18 protein-coding genes are annotated in these 21,252 nt (G+C 51.5%); 2 read left to right on the top strand and 16 right to left on the bottom strand.

Going from position 1 to position 21,252, the window contains the following annotated elements; translation table 11 throughout:
- Positions 1–586: 586 nt before the first annotated feature.
- From ftsH to larB, 9 genes are all read right to left on the bottom strand, one after another.
- Positions 587–2,473: an ATP-dependent zinc metalloprotease FtsH gene (gene ftsH / locus EBB54_RS18850; RefSeq protein ID WP_193554370.1), complete on the bottom strand. Its 1,887-nt coding sequence runs from the start codon at positions 2,471–2,473 to the stop codon at positions 587–589.
- A gap of 30 nt (positions 2,474–2,503) precedes the next feature.
- Positions 2,504–3,028 carry a hypoxanthine phosphoribosyltransferase gene (gene hpt, locus EBB54_RS18855; protein WP_004075102.1) on the bottom strand — a complete coding sequence of 175 codons (525 nt, stop codon included), beginning with the start codon at positions 3,026–3,028 and terminating at the stop codon, positions 2,504–2,506.
- 56 nt (positions 3,029–3,084) lie between these two features.
- Complete coding sequence (tilS, locus tag EBB54_RS18860) at positions 3,085–4,503, bottom strand: tRNA lysidine(34) synthetase TilS (RefSeq protein WP_125128547.1); 1,419 nt, start codon at positions 4,501–4,503, stop codon at positions 3,085–3,087.
- Positions 4,504–4,586: 83 nt separating this feature from the next.
- Positions 4,587–6,206, bottom strand: a complete 1,620-nt coding sequence (gene ptsP, locus EBB54_RS18865) for a phosphoenolpyruvate--protein phosphotransferase (RefSeq protein ID WP_125128548.1) — start codon at positions 6,204–6,206, stop codon at positions 4,587–4,589.
- 19 nt (positions 6,207–6,225) lie between these two features.
- Entirely contained in the window at positions 6,226–6,483 is a 258-nt protein-coding gene (locus EBB54_RS18870) for an HPr family phosphocarrier protein (RefSeq protein WP_004075097.1), read from the bottom strand.
- 224 nt (positions 6,484–6,707) lie between these two features.
- Positions 6,708–8,792, bottom strand: coding sequence for a BglG family transcription antiterminator (locus EBB54_RS18875; protein WP_125128549.1), 2,085 nt, complete (start codon positions 8,790–8,792; stop codon positions 6,708–6,710).
- A gap of 13 nt (positions 8,793–8,805) precedes the next feature.
- On the bottom strand, positions 8,806–9,615 hold the full coding sequence (larE, locus tag EBB54_RS18880) for an ATP-dependent sacrificial sulfur transferase LarE (protein ID WP_125128550.1): 810 nt from the start codon (positions 9,613–9,615) through the stop codon (positions 8,806–8,808).
- Positions 9,612–11,141, bottom strand: coding sequence for a nickel pincer cofactor biosynthesis protein LarC (gene larC, locus EBB54_RS18885; RefSeq protein ID WP_125128551.1), 1,530 nt, complete (start codon positions 11,139–11,141; stop codon positions 9,612–9,614). Before larC ends, larE begins: the two co-directional genes overlap by 4 nt.
- A 5-nt stretch (positions 11,142–11,146) precedes the next feature.
- Complete coding sequence (gene larB, locus EBB54_RS18890; protein WP_125128552.1) at positions 11,147–11,896, bottom strand: nickel pincer cofactor biosynthesis protein LarB; 750 nt, start codon at positions 11,894–11,896, stop codon at positions 11,147–11,149.
- Positions 11,897–12,086: 190 nt separating this feature from the next.
- Between larB and EBB54_RS18895 the strand changes: the two genes are divergently transcribed.
- Together EBB54_RS18895 and EBB54_RS18900 are read left to right on the top strand one after the other, a co-directional pair.
- Entirely contained in the window at positions 12,087–12,497 is a 411-nt protein-coding gene (locus EBB54_RS18895) for a hypothetical protein (protein WP_004075087.1), read from the top strand.
- A 12-nt stretch (positions 12,498–12,509) separates the two neighbouring features.
- The gene (locus EBB54_RS18900) at positions 12,510–13,181 is read left to right on the top strand and encodes a nucleotidyl transferase AbiEii/AbiGii toxin family protein (RefSeq protein ID WP_125128553.1); all 672 of its coding nucleotides are present in this window, start codon (positions 12,510–12,512) and stop codon (positions 13,179–13,181) included.
- Between the two features lie 210 nt (positions 13,182–13,391).
- Here the strand turns inward: EBB54_RS18900 and EBB54_RS18905 are convergent, their stop codons facing one another.
- The 7 genes from EBB54_RS18905 to EBB54_RS32515 all read right to left on the bottom strand — a co-directional run bounded on the left by EBB54_RS18905 (position 13,392) and on the right by EBB54_RS32515 (position 21,251).
- Positions 13,392–14,327, bottom strand: a complete 936-nt coding sequence (locus tag EBB54_RS18905) for a sugar kinase (RefSeq protein ID WP_004075084.1) — start codon at positions 14,325–14,327, stop codon at positions 13,392–13,394.
- A 17-nt stretch (positions 14,328–14,344) separates the two neighbouring features.
- Positions 14,345–15,382 (bottom strand): alcohol dehydrogenase, encoded by a 1,038-nt coding sequence (locus EBB54_RS18910; RefSeq protein ID WP_125128554.1) that lies wholly within the window; start codon positions 15,380–15,382, stop codon positions 14,345–14,347.
- Positions 15,376–15,735, bottom strand: coding sequence for an MmcQ/YjbR family DNA-binding protein (locus EBB54_RS18915; RefSeq protein WP_004075078.1), 360 nt, complete (start codon positions 15,733–15,735; stop codon positions 15,376–15,378). The genes EBB54_RS18910 and EBB54_RS18915 overlap by 7 nt, the downstream gene beginning before the upstream one ends.
- Positions 15,729–17,576 carry an ABC transporter ATP-binding protein gene (locus EBB54_RS18920; RefSeq protein WP_125128555.1) on the bottom strand — a complete coding sequence of 616 codons (1,848 nt, stop codon included), beginning with the start codon at positions 17,574–17,576 and terminating at the stop codon, positions 15,729–15,731. Before EBB54_RS18920 ends, EBB54_RS18915 begins: the two co-directional genes overlap by 7 nt.
- Positions 17,563–19,485, bottom strand: a complete 1,923-nt coding sequence (locus tag EBB54_RS18925) for an ABC transporter ATP-binding protein (RefSeq protein WP_125128556.1) — start codon at positions 19,483–19,485, stop codon at positions 17,563–17,565. The genes EBB54_RS18920 and EBB54_RS18925 overlap by 14 nt, the downstream gene beginning before the upstream one ends.
- Positions 19,486–19,583: 98 nt before the next feature.
- Positions 19,584–19,769, bottom strand: coding sequence for a ferredoxin (locus EBB54_RS18930; protein ID WP_004075072.1), 186 nt, complete (start codon positions 19,767–19,769; stop codon positions 19,584–19,586).
- Positions 19,770–19,862: 93 nt separating this feature from the next.
- Positions 19,863–21,251 carry a DnaJ domain-containing protein gene (locus EBB54_RS32515; protein ID WP_125128557.1) on the bottom strand — a complete coding sequence of 463 codons (1,389 nt, stop codon included), beginning with the start codon at positions 21,249–21,251 and terminating at the stop codon, positions 19,863–19,865.
- Position 21,252: the final 1 nt, after the last annotated feature.

Raw genomic sequence — 21,252 nt, forward strand, 5'->3', positions numbered from 1 at the left:
TCTGACGGCTTTTCCGAATGTGCTGCTTCCGGCGGTTCCTCAGAGTGCGTTTCTGACGGCTTTTCCGGATGCGCTGCTTCCGCAGGTTCCTCAGAATGCGTCTGCGCAATCCCTTTCATATGCTCTGTCTCCGGCGGTTCTCCCGGATGTACTTTCATGAACTCTTCCGACTGTACGCTCTCTGATAATTCCTCCGGATGTGTCTCCGCTCTCCCTTCGGTCCGCTGCGCCTCGCAGCCGCTTTCTGCTTCCGCCGCCGCAATTTCCTCCTGCAGCGTCATTTTTTCTTCTGATTTTATAGCAGGTTTGGACTCTTCTTTGCTTTCCGTTTCAGCTCCATGGTGTCTGCCTTCCTCTCTGCTGCTATGATCTTTCTTTTTGAAACCGCTTTTTGGCCAGATTTTTCTTTTTTTCAAAAATTCTAAAAACTGTGATTGCATTTTGATCCCCCTTATTCCGTGTCGTATCACACTATGCCTGCCTTCTCCAATTGTTGCCTATGCACTCACATCCGGTATACCTGTCATTCCCTCCCCGATTTCAGAAACAAAATCCAAATCGCCTGATCTATTATCCTTTACGTATTTCAGATTCCTGCGGAAAACACCTCGGCATTCATTCCGTCCATGTCTATGCTTCCCAAGGAACCATTTTCAAAAAGTGCCTCAAATTCTTTTCTTGAAATCTTTTCTTTCTCAAGCAGCAGCTTTGCGCAGGCATCCAGTACAGAATGGTATTCCTGCAAAAGCGCCCTTGCCTTGTTATAGCATTCATCAATGATCCGCTTTACCTCTTCATCAATGGTGCCTGCAACCTTCTCTCCATATCCCCGTGAGGTATGTCCGAAGTCCCTTCCAATGAAAACCTCATCGCTGTCATTGTCATAGTTGATCAAGCCGAGGCGTTCTGACATACCGAATTTGGTGATCATGGATTTTGCAATTGCTGTCGCCTGACGAATATCCTGGGATGCCCCGGTCGTGATATCGTCAAAAATCTCTTCCTCAGCCACGCGTCCGCCCAGGGATACGGTAATCTGCTGCAGCATATGCCCCTTGGTGTTGAACATGTCGTCACGCTCCGGAAGGGGCATCGTATAACCGCCTGCCGCCCCGGTCGGCACGATAGACACACTGTAGACCGGCCCTACGTCGGGCAGTACATGGAACAGGATCGCATGTCCCGCCTCATGATACGCCGTGATCCTGCGTTCCTTCTCTGAAACGATGCGGCTCTTCTTCTCCGGTCCGATTCCCACTTTTACAAATGCATGCCGGATATCCTTCTGCTGCAGGAAGATCCGGTTGTCTCTGGCTGCCAGGATCGCAGCCTCATTCAGCAGGTTTTCTAAGTCTGCCCCGGTAAATCCTGCGGTTGTCTGCGCGATCTGCTTGAGATCCACGTCGTCGCCCAGGGGCTTGTTTTTTGCATGGACTTTCAGGATCTCCTCCCGTCCGCCCACGTCCGGACGGCCTACGATCACGTTCCGGTCAAAACGTCCCGGACGCAGGATGGCCGGATCCAGAATATCCTTCCGGTTGGTCGCCGCCATCACGATGATTCCTTCGTTAACTCCGAATCCGTCCATCTCTACCAGAAGCTGGTTCAGCGTCTGCTCCCTCTCATCATGTCCGCCGCCGAGTCCGCTCCCGCGGCGTCTTGCCACGGCATCGATCTCATCGATAAATATGATGCAGGGTGCATTTTTCTTGGCATCCTGGAACAGGTCGCGTACGCGGGATGCACCGACGCCCACAAACATTTCCACAAAGTCTGAACCGGAAATACTGAAAAACGGTACTCCCGCTTCTCCCGCAATGGCCTTGGCCAGAAGCGTCTTGCCGGTTCCCGGAGGCCCCTCCAAAAGTACGCCCTTCGGAATCCTGGCTCCCACCTGAATGTATTTTTTCGGTGCTTTCAGGAAATCTACGATCTCCTCAAGCTCTTCCTTCTCTTCCTTCAGCCCGGCCACCTCGGCAAAGGTCACCTGCTTGTCCGCAGGGCTGTTGAGCCTTGCGCGGCTTTTTCCGAAGTTCATCGCCTTGGCATTGGCGCCTCCGCCTCCCTGGCGGTTCATCAGCATAAAGATCAGAAATACGCCTGCCATCGTGATCAGCACCGGCACCAGGATGGTGGTAAGTATCGTCTCCTCCTGAACCTTCAGCACCCGATACACAACGTCATACTTATCCAGTAATTCCCGGGTCTCATTCACATCCGTTATATTTACGATCCTGGACCCGCGCGGATTTTTCAGATTCACGGTCACCGTTCCCGTAGGCACAGACTTGCTCTGGTTGATGATGGCGTCCGCCACGTTTCCGTCCTTCAATTCCTTGATAAACTGCGAGTACGTGATCTCCTGGTCGCGCTGCTGCATCTGTCCGGTAAACCAAAGTGCAAAAAACACGATGGCAATAAACATCACGACGCTGGCGCCGCTCATGGTCCTGTACTTGTTATTGTTATTCAATGATTTCTGCTCCTTCCCAAAACTTCCTTATTATACTCCCTCTACGACACCGATATAAGGCAGTGTCCGGTACTTCTGCGCATAATCAAGGCCGTAGCCCACGACAAATTCATCCGGGATCTGGAAACCGACATAATCGGTCGGAACCTCCACCACCCTGCGTTCAGGCTTATCCAGAAGCGTACACAGACGGATGCTTTTTGCTCCCCGCTTTTCCAGTTCTCTGGTCAGAAAATACAGGGTACGCCCTGAATCAATGATGTCCTCCACGATCAGCACATCCTTGCCCTCTACGGATTCGTCCAGGTCCTTTTTGATCTTGATTGTGCCGCTGGAGGATGTAGCGTCCCCATAGCTGCTTACGTACATAAAATCAATGGATACAGGAAGCGTGATCCGCTTCGCCAGCTCGCACATGAAAAATGCGCCGCCCTTCAGTATACAGATCAGATGAATGCTCTTTCCCGCGTAATCTTCGCTGATCTGCTTTCCTAATTCTTCGATTCTTCTGTCTACATCCTGCTCCGATATCAGTTCCCGAATTGTCTCTGCCATCTTTTTTTCCTCCGTAATGCGATTTTTTCTTTTGCTCGACTATTTTTTCACTTCTATTAGAGTTCTTTTGCTTTATCATCCTCTTTCACAATCTCGATCTGCAGGATCTGCTTCGTATGGCTGCTGATCTGGTACGCGCTGCTCATGCGGCGCCCTGGAATCCACAGGATCTCGCTCCCTGACGCGATACAGGGAATAGCAGATCTCTCTTTTGCAGGTATCTTCTCATTGATGAACCAGGATTTTAATTTTTGGCGGTGTCCCGCCCGGTCGATCGCTATCTGATCACCGCCCTGCCTTGACCTGATGCAGGGCGGTGTTCCTATTATATCATAATCAAACCATTTCGTGTACTCTTTTTGCGGGATTTCCTTCATAGAAAAGCACATTGTTTTCGGGAAAACCTTACAAAAGACCGTCATTCCCATGTCCGGAACGCGGGTTTCTCCCGGAATCCGCAGAGGATACGCCTTTTTTTCAGCCTGCGGGACCGAATCCTGCTCCGGATATACTTCCACTCCCTCGTAAGTACGGACCGCCCGCATGGCATAGGGCAGATCCAGGCTTCTTCCGGTTTGCTTCCGAAACAATTCCAGCACCCCCCGGATATGAACCCTTCCGATATCCCGGGCCTGTCCCGCCGCCAGTTCCAAAACACGCCGGAGCACCATGGTGCACAGGATCTCCGGTTCCCTTTCCCACAGCTCCTTTTTCACAAGAAAACGGGTCGGCGTCTCATCGGTTTTTACATATTTTCGAAATGCGTCCTCCGAGCATCGCTCCATGTACTCTCCAACCTCCAGGAGCTGCTCCGTTACTTCATTCATATGCCGGACTGCCTGAGAATTGACCTCTTTTTCCAAAACAGGGATCACCAGATGGCGCAGCCTGTTGCGCGTATACTCTGTGTCCTGATTGGTATCGTCCGTACAGAACCGCTCTCCCCGCTGTTCCAGAAACGCTTCGATCTCCCTCCGGTTGAGACACAGAAGCGGCCGGATGTACCTTCCGTTAACCGGGCGGATGCCGCAAAGCCCCGCCAGGCCGGTTCCCCTTGCCAGGTTCCACAGGAGTGTCTCCGCATTGTCGTTCTGGTGATGCGCCAGGGCGATCTTCGTCCCCCCGCACTTTGCACAGACCAGCTCAAAGGCTTCCCGCCGGATATTTCTGCCGCACTCCTCAAGAGATTGTTTCCTTTTTTTGGAAATTGATTCCAAATCCACCCGAAAAACTTCCAGCGGCACCGCGTATTTCCCGCACAATTCCCGCACAAACGCCTCGTCCCGGTCCGCAGCAGCCCCCCGCAGCCCGTGGTTTACGTGGACTGCCGTGAATGGGACTCCAAGGCCGGGGCAAAGCTCCAGGAGCACGAAAAACAGGCATACCGAGTCTGCTCCCCCCGATATACCTGCTATAATATGGTCCTCTGTCCCGACCATATGGTATTTTTCGATATAAGCTCTTACTTTTTCCATATATGATACCCCAATGAACGCAATTCTGTCTGCCTTTCGGGTATACTATACTCAATCCGGCCAAAAAAAGCAAGATTTTCTTTTTATTCCATTTCCCTTACATTTTTTCTTACTTTGAGAACCATGGAGGGAGCTACGGAAAGTTCGTCCAGACCCATCCGTACAAATTCCTGCGTCAGCTCCAGATCCGCTCCCAGCTCGCCGCAGATCCCGGCCCATTTTCCATGCTTGTGGGCGTTGTCCACCACCAGTTTGATCATCCGCAGGATTGCTTTGTGGTGCGGGTTGTAAAAGTCGTCCAGCTTTTCATTCTGACGGTCAATGGCCAGGGTATACTGGGTCAGGTCGTTGGTTCCGATACTGAAGAAATCTACCATCTCCGCCAGCTCGTCGCTGATCATAACGGAGGCCGGTGTCTCGATCATAATTCCCTGCTCCGGTATCTTGTAGGGAATCCCCGCATCGTTCAGCTCACATTCCACCTCATCCACGATGCTGTAGATCTGCCGTACTTCCTCCGTGGAAATGATCATCGGATACATGATGGACAGGTTGCCGTATGCCGCCGCGCGCAGCAGGGCACGGAGCTGCGTCTTGAAAATGTCCTTCTGTTTCAGGCAGATGCGGATAGCCCGATAGCCCATAGCCGGGTTGTCTTCCCTGCCCAGGTTCAGATAATCCACCTGCTTATCCGCGCCGATATCCAGCGTCCGGATGATCACCTTCTTGCCGGCCATGGTCTGCACCACCTGGCGGTATGCCTGGAACTGCTCCTCCTCTGTTGGGAAATCATTTCTCCCAAGGTACAAAAACTCGCTCCGGAACAGGCCGATTCCTCCTGCGTCATTTTCCAGTACATATCCCACGTCGCCGACGCTTCCGATGTTGGCGTAAATATGGATCTTTTTGCCGGAACGGGTGACATTTTCTTTGCCTTTCAATGTCTGGAGAAGCTCTGTCTTCTCCTGCTCCTCCTTCATCCGCGCTTCTGTCTCCCGGCAAAGCTCTTCTGTGGGGTCAAACACCACCTCTGCCTTGAAGCCGTCCACAACCACGGTCTGCCCGGTATGGATCTCTTCCAGATCCATGGGCACGCCGATCAGCGCCGGAATGTTCATCATACGGGCAAGGATGGCCGTATGAGAGTTGGTGGAACCATGCACCGTCACAAAAGCCAGAATCTTGCTCTTATCCATCTGCACCGTCTCACTGGGGCTTAAGTCATCCGCTATGATGACGGACGGCTCCATGGAACCAAAATCCATGTCCTCCTGCCCGGCCAGATTGCGCACCAGGCGGTTGGAAATGTCCTTGATATCCGCCGCCCTGGCTTTCATATAATCATCGTCCATATTGGCGAACATCTCGGAAAAGTTATCGCCGGTTACCGCTACCGCGTATTCCGCGTTGATCTGCTCCGTACGGATCATGCTGCTGATCGCGTCCCGGTAATCGTCGTCCTCCAGCATCATCTGATGGACTTCGAAGATGGCTGCGCTGGCTTCTCCTACTTCTTTCACTGCTTTTTCGTACAGCTTCTGGAGCTGTTCCTGCGCCTTTTCCACCGCCGTCTCTACTCTGGCGATCTCTGCCTCCGAATCCTCGGCCCTTTCGCGCTTCACCTGAAAATCATTGTTCTTCAATACGGCCGCCGGCCCCAGGACAATTCCTTTGTATACGGATTTTCCCGAAAATTTTAACATATCAGTACACTCCTAATTTTTAAAGGTTTGCTTCGAAAAACGCCTTGATGTCCTCATATGCCTTTTCTTCGTCTGCGCCCTCGATCTCAACGTCCACCACGTTCCCGCACTTTACGCCCATGCCCATAATGGCCATCAGCTTGGTAGCCTCCGCGGATTTGCCTTCTTTTTTGATCACGATCTTGCTCTCATACTTCTTCGCTTCCTTTGCAAGAAGCCCTGCCGGTCTTGCGTGGATTCCGATTGCGTCCTTAATCTCATAGCTAAATGTTTTCATGATTGATCCTCCTGTTTGTTCATTGTGGAAAAGCGGCGGCAGAGCTCCAGGTTCTGGGGATACGTCTGCCGCGGTCCGATGGTCGGCCTTTTCTTCTCTGTCTGTAATCATAACACTGCGGGGAGGATAGGAAAAGAATAATTGTTTGCAATGTTTTGGAAATAATTTCGACCAATCCAGGCCGTGCTGCCGTTCAGCGCTCCCATTGCCCTGCGGTTTCGGTCTTATTCCGCGGTTTCATACTCAAATTTTTCAATGATCCCGGCCGCCTCCGCAGGAGTGCTGCTTTCGCGGAGACACCGCTTAAAGTTTTCGTCCCTGAGCAGATTCACCAGATTGAAAAATGCTCTCAGGTGGGTCTTGTGGTCTACCGCGCTCAGACAGCAGACGAACTCTACCGGGTCCAGTTCTTCCGCTCCGAATGGAACCGGGGTGCTCAGGCGGATCAGGCTCATACCTACCCGGATGCTGCCCTGCTCCACGCCTTCATGGGGAACCGCAAATCCGGGAGACAGCACGATGTAGGGTCCGTTTTCTTCGATGTTGGCAATCATGGCATCGATATAGCGCGCTTCGATGTATCCCATGTCCAGCAGTATTTCCCCTGACCTGCGTACCGCCTCCCGCCAATCCCTGCATTCCACATCCAAAACGATATGGTCAGGCGGCAGCAGTTCATGGAGATACGGCGGCTCCGCTTCTGTTTCCACTTCCGTGTTCTGATGGAAGTACTCTCCCACCACTTTCCGGATTTTCTGCAGAAGTTCGGGAGCGGCTTCCGGGACCGTCTCCCGGATGACCGGGTCCAGCTTTTCTAACAGACCCCTTGCGGTAATCTCGTGTTCCTCCGCGCGGACAGGCAGGTTTCTGCTGTTGCGCAGATTGTCGATCTTATTGCCCACCCGGATATAATCTTCATCATTCAGAAGCGGGGATACAATCACATAATCCAGTCTGCAGTCCGCAAGCGGAACCGTAGAAATGATGAAATCTGCTTTCTGGGGTTCCAGGTTTTTGGCCTCATGGACGGAAATAATATCCACGATCTGGAAGTTAAAATGCTTTTTCAGCCTTTCCAGCAATAGCTGGGACGTTCCGATTCCCGCATGGCAGGCCACGATCACGTGAAATGCGATCTCCTTATTCTTTTTCCGTTCCAAAGCCGCGCACACGTGAACCGTAATATATCCCAGTTCAATCTCCTCGATGGGCTGGCCTGTATACTGCTGGAGGATGGGAAGTTTTTTCCGAACCGCCGCGGCTACCTCCCTGTTTTCCTTTAGTACCTCCTCGATGATGGGATTGTCCGGGTAGCCCGGCGACGCGGCGGAGTATACGGATTCCAGATGGGCGGAAAGATTTTCGAAGAAATCATAATCCCCATTCAGATTGACCCCCATTTCTTCGGAAATCTGCCAAATAAACTGCCGTGTAATGAACTGCAGCTTCACCGCATTTTTTTCGCTGCTTTTCTGCCGGGTATACCGGGCCATGGAAAGCAGTTCGCTGAGAAATTGCACTTCATCCTCTGTTGTATGGATATGGCAGTATTGGGAGATCAGCTTCAGAATGTCCTGCGCCATCGGATGCTTGCTGCTGACATTTTTTCTGCGGACCTCTATGTATTCCCCCTGCTGGTTCCGGTTGATCATGATTTCCAGATAAAGCAGTACTTTTTGAAATGAATCGTCTGTCAGAAAGCATTTATGGATGTGCTCCTGCTCCGTGACGATCTTCTGGAGCACCGCACCGGTTTCTTCCGGCACATGAATCTGTCCGTTCACCAGCTCCTGCCATGCCGTATCCTGGCCTGTATCTGCGGATTTCAGCAGAAAGACCCGTTTGTCGCTCTCCGGCCCCTGTACGCGCAGGCCCCGGCTCGGATGGGACAATACTTCCAGTCCGCCCTCTCTGACACAGGCTTTGACTTCTTCCAGATCGTTGATCACTGTTGCCCGGCTCACAAACAGCGTATCCGCGATGGCGGACATGGTAGTATATTCTGACGATGTGACAAGCAGGACGGATGCAATCCGGACCCGTTCTTCCTTTGACAGCTTGTAGTCATAAAAGTCCCCTTCCGAGACAAAAGAGCGTATCTTCTCAAATGACGCGTCCCGGGCAATCTGCCCCCCGCTTTTCAATTTCAGTTCTCCGATTCCGTTTTCATTTAAAATATCATTGATCGTATTCAGGTCATTGCGTATCGTCCTCTGGGATACGCCAAACTGCCCTGCCAGTTCGGAAATGCTGACGGACTTTTCCGGAATGCAGAGCTCCTGTATAATGGAAATTGTTCGTTTGTTCATTGCTGAATCCTTTTTAACCGGTGATTCCGACATCCATGCTGCCGGAGCGGAAACCTTCCAGGTCTAATGTGATATATGTATATCCCAGATCTTTTAAATAGCTTATCACGTCCTGCCGGCGGCTCAGTAAAACGGAGAATCCCTCCGTATCCGTCTCAATCCTTGCAATACCGCCGTGAATCCGCAGCCGGACGTTGTACAGTCCGAAGCCTTTCAGATATGCCTCCCCCTGCGCTGCTTTCTGCAGCTCTTCATAAGACAGGCCCGTCCCATACGGAAACCGGGTCGCCATGCAGGGGGCAGCCGGACGGTCCGCTACAGACAGCCCGTATTCTTCTGCCAGCCTGCGCACCTCCGCTTTCGTAAATCCTGCATCCGCCAGAGGACTGGCCACTCCCAGTTCCCGGAGCGCTTTGAGTCCCGGGCGGTATACATGAAGGTCATCCTCGTTGGTTCCTTCCAGAATATTGGGAATATCCAGTGATTCCGCTTTCTGTAGTATTCTGGTAAAAAGGTGCTTTTTGCAGAGATAGCATCTGTCCGGAGGATTTTGGCGGATTCCGGCTTCTTCCAGTTCATCCACCGGAATGACCAGGTGGGGTGCGCCGATCTCTTCCGCTACCCGTTGGGCATGTTCTATCTCGCAGACCGGATGGAGCCGGGTCTGCATGGTCACTGCCCAGACGCGGCCCTTTGCCTCGCATACCAGCTTTAACAGCAGACTGCTGTCCACACCGCCGGAAAATGCTACAATACAGCCTTCCCCGGCATAAGCCTGGATCTGCTTTTTTAATCGGATTTTCTTTTCTTCATATTGCATCATTGAAATTTTTCCTGGGCCTCTCTTTTGATCTGTTCGAATGCTTCCTGGTAACTGATACCGTTTTTTGCAGCCAGCCGTTCTGCGGCCGCGTATTCCGGGTAACAGCGTTTCTCCCCGCTCGGAAGTGTACAGACCTTTACCTCCGCTTCTCCCAGGGACGTCTGTACTGTCTCTGGGGACCGTTCCAGCACGGCGCGTTCCATTTCCATCTTTCGGATGCCGATGGTCGTAGTTTCCCGGAAGATGATGCTCTCCAGCTCCGGCACGGACTCCTGGCTGCAAATGACATTCAGTTGATATGCCGGACGATTTTTCTTCATGTATACCGGTGTGTAATTTACGTCCCGGGCACCGGCTTCGAAAAGCCGTTCCATGACATATCCGAGTGTTTCTCCGGTGCAGTCGTCTATGTTTGTCTCCAGGCGGCAGACACAATCATGCTTTACCGCAGGCTGTTCTTTTGTGCCGATCAGCATTGCGCGGAGCAGGCTTGGCCGGTCATAGGTGCGTTTTCCTGCTCCGATACCGGTCTTTTTGATCACAAATGACTCCGGAAGCTGCTCTTTGGTTCTGATCGCCGCCGCAATCGCCGCCCCGGTGGGCGTCACCAGTTCACCCTCTGTCTCGGTCAGGTGCAGGGGCAGTTGGTTCGCCTGCGCAATATTTACCACCGCCGGCACCGGCACCGGAATCACGCCGTGCTGGCAGCGGACAAATCCCCGGCCCTCGCAGATCCTGGGGATCACCGTTTCCGTGATGTCTAAGTCGTCCAGGCATACCGCAGCCGCCACAATATCCACGATGGAATCCACCGCGCCCACCTCATGAAAATGTACCTGCTCCAACGGAACGCCGTGGGCCTTCGCCTCTGCTTCTGCAAGGATCGTAAAGATGCGGACCGCCGTTTCCTTTGCCCTGCCGCTGAGTTCTGCCTGGCTGATGATGGCGAGGACTTCTTGTAACCCGCGGTGGGTGTGATGGGCGCCTGCACTGTCGTGAGTATGTGAGTGTGTATTTCCATGAAAATGTTCATGCTTTTCTGCGTCGCCATGAGTATGTGAGTGTACGTGACCGTTTTCATGAAAATGCTCATGGTTCCCTGTATCTTCATGGGTGTGGGAATGTCCGTGAATCTCCGCAGCACTATGAGTATGGGCACCGGCTTCATGCGAATGTCCGTGGCTGTCCCCTTCGTGAGTATGCATATGTTCTCCATGGGCATGGGTATGATGTCCCTCTCCATGATCATGGGAATGGGCATGGCTGCGGCACTGCTCTTCCGTTCCATGCAGATATTCCATGTCGTGGTCATGGTTCTCATGCGCTTCGTCCAGATGTACCAGGAAATCGCAGGCATCCAGCCCGGATTTTTTTACCCTGCTGATCTCAATCGAACATCCTTCCACCGGAAGGCTTGCGACTGCTTTTTTCAATACCTCCTGGTCGGCTCCTAAATCCAGCAACGCGGCGACTGCCATGTCTCCGCTGATACCGGACGAACATTCCAGATATAATATATTTCCCAATTTTTTCATTCTCCTTTCACTGCCAGACGGTTGATCTGGGTGGCGATGTAGCCTGCGCCGTATCCATTGTCTATATTGACCACCGCAATGCCGTTCGCGCAGGAATTGATCATTGTGAGCAATGCGGACAGCCCGTTCATACTGGCTCCATAGCCCACGGATGTCGGAACCGCGATGACCGGACGGCTGACCAGCCCGCCGAGCACGCTTGCCAAAGCCCCCTCCATGCCTGCCACGGCCACCACACAGTTGGCCCGCTGAATCACGTCCAGATGGGACAGCATCCTGTGAATGCCGCTGACTCCCACATCATAGATGCGGTTTACATTTGCCCCGAAATATTCTGCCGTCTGGGCCGCTTCCTCGGCCACCGGGATATCCGCCGTGCCTGCCGTGCAGACCGCGATTTCTCCGATCCGAGTCTTGTCTTTTGCTTCTATTTTTAAAATGTGTGAGACATCATCGTATACGACCTGGGGCAGCACTTCCTGTACCACCTCGTACTGCCGCACAGAGGCGCGTGTTCCGAATACTTCTCCATTTTCCTCGTATAGCCTTTTATAGATATTTTTCAGATGTACATCCGCTTTTCTGCTGCAAAATACCACCTCCGGAAAGCCGGAGCGAATCTCCCGGTATGTGTCCAATTTGGCATATCCCATCTCCTCATAGGGCTGCTTCTGAAAATACCGTTCCGCCTCTTCCACCGATATCCCGCCGGACTTCACCTGTTCTAAAACTTCTCTCGCGTCCATCTTTTCGGAATCCTCCATTCATATTTTCGTGTAACTACGGCTATATCTGTATATATACATAGAATAATACAAAAAATCAAAGTGAAAAGCAAGCCCCATCACTGAATTGGCCGGATGCCGTATGAACATTGACGGGATTTTATTTACAAGTTATAATCAACTCAGTAGTAAATGGGTTAGGAGGTGGCACATGGCTGTTTTAACATACAATAATTATCTAAGACAATTACTGAGTAAGTATGAATGTATTCTTGCTTTTGATACCGCCGCTGATTTTTTGGGCCTGACTAACGGCGGACATCGTACTGCTGCCCAGATTTTTGTTACAAAAAAGCAGAATATAGAGGGAACAGAACAAATTAAAATTTCTTCATTCGAACAAATTGATTGTCAGGAATACCATGGGCTACTTTGCACAACCATTCATCAGACAATTATAGACTTGCTTGAACAGGACGGCGACGAGCAGATCATTACAGAAAGCCTGGCAAATTATTATGAGGAAAATGGTCAGTCTTTCGAAGCGCTTAAAATACCTGAGCATTTGAAAAGCCGATTTGAAAAGTATAGCAGTTGGGCAAAAGAATATTATGAAGAATAGGGAGAACTATTTATGGAATTGATGGAACTGCTATACAGGATTATGGAGGAACTATCAAAAAGCGGTGTTCCAATTGTATTTAAGGGTGCTATGGTTTTAAATCTGCTTATACGTGATTATAACCCATCCCTTGTAGAAAGAGGCACCAGAGATATTGACGGCGACTGGGTAGGAGCAGCCCCAACAATGGAACAAATGGAATGCTCCATACGCAAAGCAGTAAAAAGTGTAGATCATGCTTTAGATGTTGTTATCAGCAGAGAATACGGTGAGAAAAAATCTGCCGGTTTCAAAATCATAGATGAAAATCAGGAAAAAATAGCCAGTATTGATTTGAGTGTTCACAAAAATAACTATGCTAAATCTTATATTTCCTATCTTAACCACATTACAATCAGAGGAGCAAGTATCAATAAAATGATGTCTGATAAGCTTTATGCCGCTTCTGGAAATGGAATATGCCGGCGAGTAAAGGATTTATTGGATATCTATGTAATGTCCTATGTCTCCGTATTTAGCACTTCGGAACTATACGATATATGGGAACACACCGGAAGAATGCCGGGTAATTTTGCCATGTTTAAGAGTGAAAAAGCCGATATAGAAAAAGCATATTCTAAAATGAAAGGAATCATTAACAAACCAGACTTTGATATCCTGTATGGCAGCTCCAAAAATTTCTAATTCCTTTTTTTAATCCCGAAGAAAAAATCCCCGCGATATGGGAAGGGATCGAATGGAAATATTAAGGAAACGAAAATGTGCTGTCAGAAAATAGCCGAGTTACCACAATATATATCGCAAATCGTTGAAGTATCATCCATGCATTGTGTATAAATCCTATATTCTGACAGCCCTTTACTCCTGCTTATTTGAAAATAAATTTCTTTTCCGTCATCCTCTTTCCATAATTTCCTTCACTGTCCCGGGATTGATCTTTCCCTCCATCGGCCCAAACGCAGCCGCATTGAGCGCTCCTGCCGCGGCTCCCATCTGCGCGGCTTCCTTCACACTCTTTCCCTGGACAAGCCCTGCCAGAAACGCCCCGTCAAAGCAGTCCCCGGCTCCGGTGGCATCTGCCTGTTCTACTTGGTAAACGCCCACTTCTTCCACACGGTCACGCTGGTAGATCCGGCTTCCCTTTGCCCCGTTTTTCAAAACCACAATTTCCATCTTCGGATATGCAAAACAGGACTCTACCGCCTTCTCCACTGTCTCCTGCCCGGTGATCAGCAGCAGCTCCTCGACTCCCGGCAGAAAGATGCCGGTGTGCTCCATCACCTCCCCGATCACCTCATGGATGGATTCGTCCGTAAACAGCTCTTTACGAATATTCGGATCAAAGGAGATCTTAGCGCCCTCTCCGGCAAACATGCGCATCGTCTTTAATATTTCCTGGGCAAACACCGGATTCGACATGAGGGAGCATCCCATGATATGCATATACTTCACGCCCTCAAACTCACCCTGTCCGGGGGCTTTCGCCTCGACAGCAGGCGTATTTCCCATATGGAAAATAAATTTCCGGGAACCGTCTCCAAAATAGGTCACAAAGGCGCAGCCTGTAGCCCTCTCCTCACTCTCAAGGACATGGCTTACGTCCACGCCGTCTTGTCTCAGACGGTCTAAAAGGCATTTTCCGAAATCGTCCTTTCCCACGCCGCCGATGATCGCCGTCCTGCATCCCAGACGTGCGGCCGCATCAATACAGATCGCGGGGGCGCCGCTGGGATAAGGGCCTTTGAACGTCCCTGCCCGGTCAAGAGGAACATCCTCATGCTCACGCATAATTTCAACAAGTATCTCGCCCATCGTTAAAATATCTGTCATATCTTTCCCTGCTTTCCCTATTTTCCTTTTAAGGCAACTTTTATCACATGGTCTCTTCGATTTTCAAACAAATCATATGCTTCTTCTATCTGTTCCAATGGATATGTATGTGTGATCAGCGGCGTCGTGTCAATCTTCCCTTCTGCGATCAGCGCGAGAATCTCCCGGCAGTCGCAGCCGTCCACTCCCCCGGTCTTGAAGGTCAGATTTTTTCCGTACATCTCCGGCAGCGGAAGCACCTGGTCCTCCTCGTAAAGCGCCACAACCGTAACCACGGCATTCGGCCTTGCATACTGCCATGCCATCCGGAATGTATCCTTTGCCCCGGCCACCTCCAGCACCACATCCGCGCCGCCGTTTCGGCAGTTTTCCCTGATTGTACTTTCCAGAGAATCCGGAGCCGCCGCGATCACATCCGGATACTGCTTTCTGACAAAATCCAGCCTGTCCGGATCCTTTTCGCATACGATGATCTGCTTCGGGTGCTTCAGCATCACGCAGAGAAGCGTGCAGATCCCGGTAGGCCCTGCGCCGAGAATCAATACCGTATCTTCCCGAGTGATCTCAGAGATTCGTGCTGCCCAATATCCGGTTGCCAGGATATCCCCCGTAAAAAGGGCCTGCTCAAAGGATACATGTTCCGGAATGACTGTAAGCCCCTGTTCTGCATAAGGGACACGGACATACTCCGCCTGCCCTCCGTCAATCCGGCACCCCAGCGCCCAACCGCCGTTTTCATCCGTACAGTTATTGACATATCCGCGCTTGCAGAAAAAGCATTCTCCGCAAAATGTCTCTACATTGACCGCCACCCGGTCTCCCGGCTTTACAGCCGAAACCTCCGATCCCACGGATTCCACGATCCCCACCATCTCATGGCCCACCGTGATCCCCGGCACCGCTCTAGGAACCGCCCCGTGCTTGATATGCAGATCGCTGGTGCAGATGCTGGATAATGTAACTCTCACAATGGCGTCTTTTGCATCCGCCAATTCCGGTTTTGGTTTCTCAGTCAATTGAAAATTGCCCTGCGAAACATAGGTGTACGCTAACATCGTATTTCCTCCTTCCTGCGCTTTTTTGCAGTCAGATCATAGCTGTTCCCGATCATGATCCGGATCTCTTTATCCGGAATACTTCCGTCCAGGATGATGGAATTCCAGTAAGCCTTGTTCAGGTGATATGCCGGAATGACCGACTCAAACGCATTTCTCCAAAATGAAATCCACTCCGGGTCGCATTTTACATTGACCCAGATGTATCCGTCCTTTTCGAAAATCCATGCGAACACTTTTTTATTTTCCTGATGCCGCATCACGCACCAGTTGGGATCATGAAACGGATAATCCTCATATACTCCCGGATAGTTCAGACACAGGTCTATGATTTCCTGTCTCTCTGTCAGCATCCTGTCCTGCCCCCTTCCGCAAACACCTGCATCGAAGCTTCCTCTTCAAACTGCCTGGAATACAGATCATAATAATATCCCTTTTCTTCCAGCAGCTCCCGGTGGGTTCCTCGTTCGATGATCTTCCCGTCCTTCACCACAAGGATCAGGTCCGCCTGCCGGATGGTCGATAACCGGTGTGCGATGATGAAAGAAGTATGCCCTTTCAGAAGCTTCCCGGTTGCCTGCTGGATCAGCTGCTCGGTCTGGGTGTCGATGGAGGACGTGGCTTCGTCCAGCACGAATATGGCCGGGTCGGCAAGAATGGCCCTTGCAAAGGAGATAAGCTGCTTTTCCCCGGTGGACAGCCTGCCGCCGCTCTCCCCCACATCGCTTTCATACCCTTTTTCCAGCTTCTTCACCACCTGATCCGCCGAAACACTTTCCGCAGCGGCCTCAATCTCCGCATCCGAAGCCGTAAGCCTTCCATAGCGGATATTTTCCCGGACCGTTCCGGAAAACAGGTGGGGATTCTGCAGTACATATCCGATCTGGCTGTGGAGCCAGAGCTGGGAGCGTTCCCGATAGTCCACCCCGTCAATGAGTATCCGCCCTGACGTGGGCTCAAAAAAACGTCCCATCAGATTGACCAGCGTGGATTTTCCTGCCCCCGTCTCGCCTACGATCGCCACATTCATCCCGGCGGGCACATGAAGGCTGAAGTGCTCCAGCACATACTCCTTCCCGTCCGGATACATAAAGGACACGTCCTCGAATACGATATCGCCCTTGATCCTCTCCCAGTTTTCCTGCTTTGGTGAAAATGCGTCTCCATACTTTTCGATCACATCCGCCCGGTCCACCACATTCGACTTTTGCTCCAGCAGGTCCATCACCCGCTCGATATTTGCCTGGCAGGAGATCAGATCCGCCAACAGCCTTGCAAGCTGCTGGATCGGTTCAAAAATGATGACTGCATAGGAGATAAACACGGACAGAGTTCCAAGCCGCATAATCTCTTCCTGAACCATATAGCCGCCCTGCGCCAGAACCACTGCCGCAGCCACGGAACTAAACAGCAGGATGGCCGGGATATAGACCGCGTTCAGTTTTGCGGAACGCCCCGCAGCCCGCTTCATTTCCAGCGTCTGTTCAAAAAATGCATGGGCATTTTCCTTTTCAATCCCCATACTTTTTGATGTTTTGACTCCCGTGATCCCTTCGTTGTATGCACTTGTGATCTGGGAATTGATCTTCCTCACCTTCCGGTTCCAGTGCAGGATCTTGTTCTGAAAATACACCGTCAAAACCGCAATGCAGGGCACGATCAGCAGGATCACCAACGCCAGCCGGACATTCAGCAGAAACATGATCACGAACACGCTGACCACGTAGAGCAGCGCCCAGAACATATCCACCAGCCCCCATGCGACCATGGACGCGATCCGCAGCGTATCGCTCATGACCCGGGCATGGATATACCCCACCGGCGTCGTATTGTAATAGGAAAAGGACAAGGTCTGCAGATGTTCAAACTGAGCCCATTTCAAATCCCTTCCCAGGTTCATTTCAATGATAATCGCCGCGTGGACAGAGATATAGACACAGATCGTCTGGAGCACGATCACCAGTCCGTAGACCAGCGCAAAACGCCCCAGCCCATCCAGGCTTCCCGGCGTAATGAAGCGGTCAATGGCAAAGCTCTGGAACAGAGGCACCACCACATCTACCCCGGCAAGAAATATATTCAAACAAAATGAAATCCCAAAATATTTCCTGTAGGGCCTGAAAAAAGGCAGCATCTTTGCCCAGGTTCGGATACTGAAGGGCTTGTTATATTCCTGTTCTTCATATGCCGCCATCTTCTGCGCCTCCTTCCTGCCATGCCGGATTCCTGCTGTCTCCTGACACGCTTTGACTATCCGAATGTATTTCTGCTGCCGGCTCCCGGCATTCTTCCGCTTCTGCGGTCATCTGCTGCCGGTCATCCTGGCTCATCTGGATGTCGTAGATCCTGCGGTAGATCCCCTGCCTTTCGATCAGTTCATGATGGGTGCCCATTTCCTCCACCCGGCCGTGATTCAGTACCAGGATCTGGTCCGCCCCCATGAGGGTCGTAATCCGGTGGGAAATCAGAATCACCGTCGCATCCTTCATGCAGTCGCCCAGCGCCTTTCGGATCATGGAGTCTGTCTGTGAATCTACCGCGGAGAGAGAATCGTCAAACACCAGGATCGGGGCATTCTGGAGCAGCATCCTGGCAATCGCCACCCGCTGCCTCTGGCCTCCCGAAAGCGTAACTCCCCGCTCCCCGACCAGCGTTTCGTAACCGTCCGGAAAACTCATGACTGACCCATCCACGCAGGCGATCTTCGCCCCCCGGCGGATGTCCTCCATGGACGCGTCCGGCGCGCAGGCCCCGATATTTTCCCGGATCGTCCTGGAATACAGGAAAGGCTCCTGCAATACCATTCCAACGCATCCCCGAAGCTGCTCCAAAGGAATCTCCCGGATATCCCTCCCGCCGATACAGATCCTGCCCTGCCCCTCCTTTAGCTCGTACAGGCGGGTCAAAAGCTGTACAATGGTCGATTTTCCGCTCCCTGTTCCTCCAAGAATTCCGAAGGCAGAGCCCTGAGGGATGGAAAAGCGGACATCCGAGAGAACCTCTTTTCCGGATTCGTACGCAAAATTCACATCTTCAAAACAAATGTCAAACTTATGCGGCCTGCCGGTGCCTTCCGTTTCTTTCCGATCCGTTCTCCTGTCCGAATCCGTATATGCCTCTTCTTCTGCCCGTATAATATAATCTACACGCTCAAAAGACACGCCGGCTTTGCTCATATCGGAAAGTATCCGTCCCAGCCCGCGGATGGGCCATACCAGCGTCGTATTGTAGGATGCAAAGGCGACAAATTCCCCGACAGATATGGCGCCGCGAACCGCCTCAGCCGTCCCCAGGACGATCACCGCAACCACCTGAAAACCGGTAATCAGATCACCCACACCCCAGTACAGGCCGGACAATGTACCCAGCTTAATCCAGAGCCTGGCGAAAATCTCATTCTTTTCCCGGAAGCGGTCCATCTCAAACTTTTCCCGGCCAAAAGCACGGACAACCCGCACTCCCGTCGCATTTTCCTGGACCACGGTGGACAGTTCCCCTTCCGCCTCGTCCGCGTCCACAAACCGTTTTGCGATCAGACGGTAAAAAATGGCGGAATACAGCACGACCACCGGTACAAACGCCAGTACCACCAGCGACAGCTTCACATTCATATACAGCATCATTACAAAAGAAATGACCACCAGGAAAACCGTACGGAATACCTCCAGCAGCTGGGTGACCACGAAGTTGCGGATCACCTCCACGTCCGAGGTGCACCGCTGGATGATATCGCCGGTCTGGTTCTGGTCATGCCACTGCATGGGCAGCTTCTGTACATGGACAAACAGGGCATCCCTCATGTTTTTTGCGAAATTTTCCCCCGCCATGGCCGTGTTCGACCGGCAGATATACTGGGATATTCCCGAAAGCACGGCCACCCCGATGAGCAGGAGCGACAGAACCCAGAGGTGCCCGGACAGATATATGTATTTTTCGCCGCCCAGCACGGAATCAATGCTGAACCGAAAAATCTGGGGTGTCAGCGCGTTTAAAGCAGTCGTTGCCAGAGATGCTCCGACGGCGACGGCAAAATAGATCTTCGAGCCGTCAAAAAAGCGTCCTGTCAGGTTTAATTTTCTGTATTTTGTATCTATGGATTTCACAAAGCCTCCTTCTTCTGCTTATCATGACAAGGGCCGAATCACCCTCTTATGTTGAAAAAGTACGGCATATCAGAGTGCATCCTGATATGCCGCCGTCTTTAATCCATCAGGTCAATTACCGAAACCGGGCAGCTATCCCTTGCTTCCTCCGCTGCGCCCTTTGTCTCTTCCGTAACATCCGCATAAGCTTCTGCCACATCTTCATCGTTGAACCGGAATACCTCCGGGCATGTAGAAACGCATGCCCCGCAGGAAATACATCCATCATTGACTTTTGCTTTCATAGATCTTCCTCCTGTTTTTTCTATGTACTCCCGCGAAATCAGTAAGGAAAAGATTCCGAAAGTACTCCCTTAGTATTCCCGGAAACTCTATGCTTATGCATGTTCTTTCCTCATACAGCAATGCTTATATTTTTTTCCGCTCCCGCAGGGACAGGGCGCGTTTCTCCCGATCTTTTTCCCGCTTCTCACAAACGGCTGCTCGCCGTCATTCTCATAGACCACCGTCCCCATGGCCCTCTTTTTCTCATCCGGATATCTTTCAAAGTATACGCCCCCGCTGATGTATTTCGCATAGCGGGTATATTGCTTGAGCAGAGTGCCTTTCAGATAGTCCAGATTTTCCCCTTTCCGGAGCTGCTCTGCAAAATCCTGAATCTTTTCATAGTACTCCGGATACTCTTCCTCCAGAATCTCCAACTGCGGCAAGATCTCCTGCCGCTCCCGGATCATGCACAATTTCAGGTCCGCCGCCGCAAAGGCACGGACATCCGCAGGCTCATCATCCATTTGAAAACAGACCTGCACTCCAAGCCGTACCGTTCGATCCAGACGGGAATCCGCATAAATCCGTGTTTCCAGATACTGCTCCCGAACCTCGTTGAGCATACCCCGGTCTTTCTCAGAAACACACACCCTTTTCAGAGTCGAAAAAATGTCCATTACCAGATCATGAGGATCGGCGCACAGCTCTATGCCCATAATCATGCGTGAACAGAATCCCAGTACATACTCCAAGCGTTCCGCAAGGTAGATCGAATACTGCCGGATAAAGTGGCTAAACTCCCCCAGGATGCCGCTGAAGTCCTCTCCTTTAGCACAGTACATGGTGACAATACCAAAATACGCATCCATCACTCCTGTAATTTCTTCCCTTTTCCATCGCCTGTCTTTTCGGATCAGCTCTGTCAGGATCTGGATTCCCCTGTCATACTGTTCATAATTGTTACAGGATACGGAAAACTCCAGCAAAAAGCGGAAATCCCGGCATCCCAGCTCATAGGCTTTTTCATAAGCCTGAAAAGCCTTCCGGGTATAGCTGCGTTCATCGTAGGAAATAGCCAGTTCTCTCCAGAACCACCGATTCTCTGGCTCCCGTTTTACAAGCTCCTCGCAGCTTTTGACCGATTTTCCGGAATTGCCCGCCCTGCGCTGCGCAAGCGCCAGGTGATATAAAAACTGGATCTCTTCCGGAAAACGCTTCCACGCCTCCTGACAGACGTCCCGCGCCCCCTGGACGTCCTGCGCATTCCGATAGCTCCAATACAAATCTAAAAACTTACACGCCAGTGGATCTACGGGCCTGGGAAACATCGGCCCCTGGCCTTCCGTCTGCCCCTTTAACCGCTCGTACGCCTCCCGGATCTCCCGGAATTTCTCCGGGGCCTCCTCCGGGGAATATTTTCTAACCAGAGAAAAATACGCTCTTTTTATTTCCTTTTGAGAGGCTCCCTGTTCCAGCCCCAGTGTCTTATAATCATCCATT

Origin of the sequence: Schaedlerella arabinosiphila, assembly GCF_003885045.1 — a bacterium.
GTDB lineage: Bacteria > Bacillota > Clostridia > Lachnospirales > Lachnospiraceae > Schaedlerella > Schaedlerella arabinosiphila.

Excerpts from the sequence above, each read along its gene's own strand:
- hpt (WP_004075102.1), bottom strand. The coding sequence starts at position 3,028 with ATGGCAGAGACAATTCGGGAACTGATATCGGAGCAGGATGTAGACAGA.
- tilS (WP_125128547.1), bottom strand. The coding sequence starts at position 4,503 with ATGGAAAAAGTAAGAGCTTATATCGAAAAATACCATATGGTCGGGACA.
- ptsP (WP_125128548.1), bottom strand. The coding sequence starts at position 6,206 with ATGTTAAAATTTTCGGGAAAATCCGTATACAAAGGAATTGTCCTGGGG.
- EBB54_RS18870 (WP_004075097.1), bottom strand. The coding sequence starts at position 6,483 with ATGAAAACATTTAGCTATGAGATTAAGGACGCAATCGGAATCCACGCA.
- EBB54_RS18875 (WP_125128549.1), bottom strand. The coding sequence starts at position 8,792 with ATGAACAAACGAACAATTTCCATTATACAGGAGCTCTGCATTCCGGAA.
- larE (WP_125128550.1), bottom strand. The coding sequence starts at position 9,615 with ATGATGCAATATGAAGAAAAGAAAATCCGATTAAAAAAGCAGATCCAG.
- larB (WP_125128552.1), bottom strand. The coding sequence starts at position 11,896 with ATGGACGCGAGAGAAGTTTTAGAACAGGTGAAGTCCGGCGGGATATCG.
- EBB54_RS18895 (WP_004075087.1), top strand. The coding sequence starts at position 12,087 with ATGGCTGTTTTAACATACAATAATTATCTAAGACAATTACTGAGTAAG.
- EBB54_RS18900 (WP_125128553.1), top strand. The coding sequence starts at position 12,510 with ATGGAATTGATGGAACTGCTATACAGGATTATGGAGGAACTATCAAAA.
- EBB54_RS18905 (WP_004075084.1), bottom strand. The coding sequence starts at position 14,327 with ATGACAGATATTTTAACGATGGGCGAGATACTTGTTGAAATTATGCGT.
- EBB54_RS18910 (WP_125128554.1), bottom strand. The coding sequence starts at position 15,382 with ATGTTAGCGTACACCTATGTTTCGCAGGGCAATTTTCAATTGACTGAG.
- EBB54_RS18915 (WP_004075078.1), bottom strand. The coding sequence starts at position 15,735 with ATGCTGACAGAGAGACAGGAAATCATAGACCTGTGTCTGAACTATCCG.
- EBB54_RS18920 (WP_125128555.1), bottom strand. The coding sequence starts at position 17,576 with ATGGCGGCATATGAAGAACAGGAATATAACAAGCCCTTCAGTATCCGA.
- EBB54_RS18930 (WP_004075072.1), bottom strand. The coding sequence starts at position 19,769 with ATGAAAGCAAAAGTCAATGATGGATGTATTTCCTGCGGGGCATGCGTT.
- EBB54_RS32515 (WP_125128557.1), bottom strand. The coding sequence starts at position 21,251 with ATGGATGATTATAAGACACTGGGGCTGGAACAGGGAGCCTCTCAAAAG.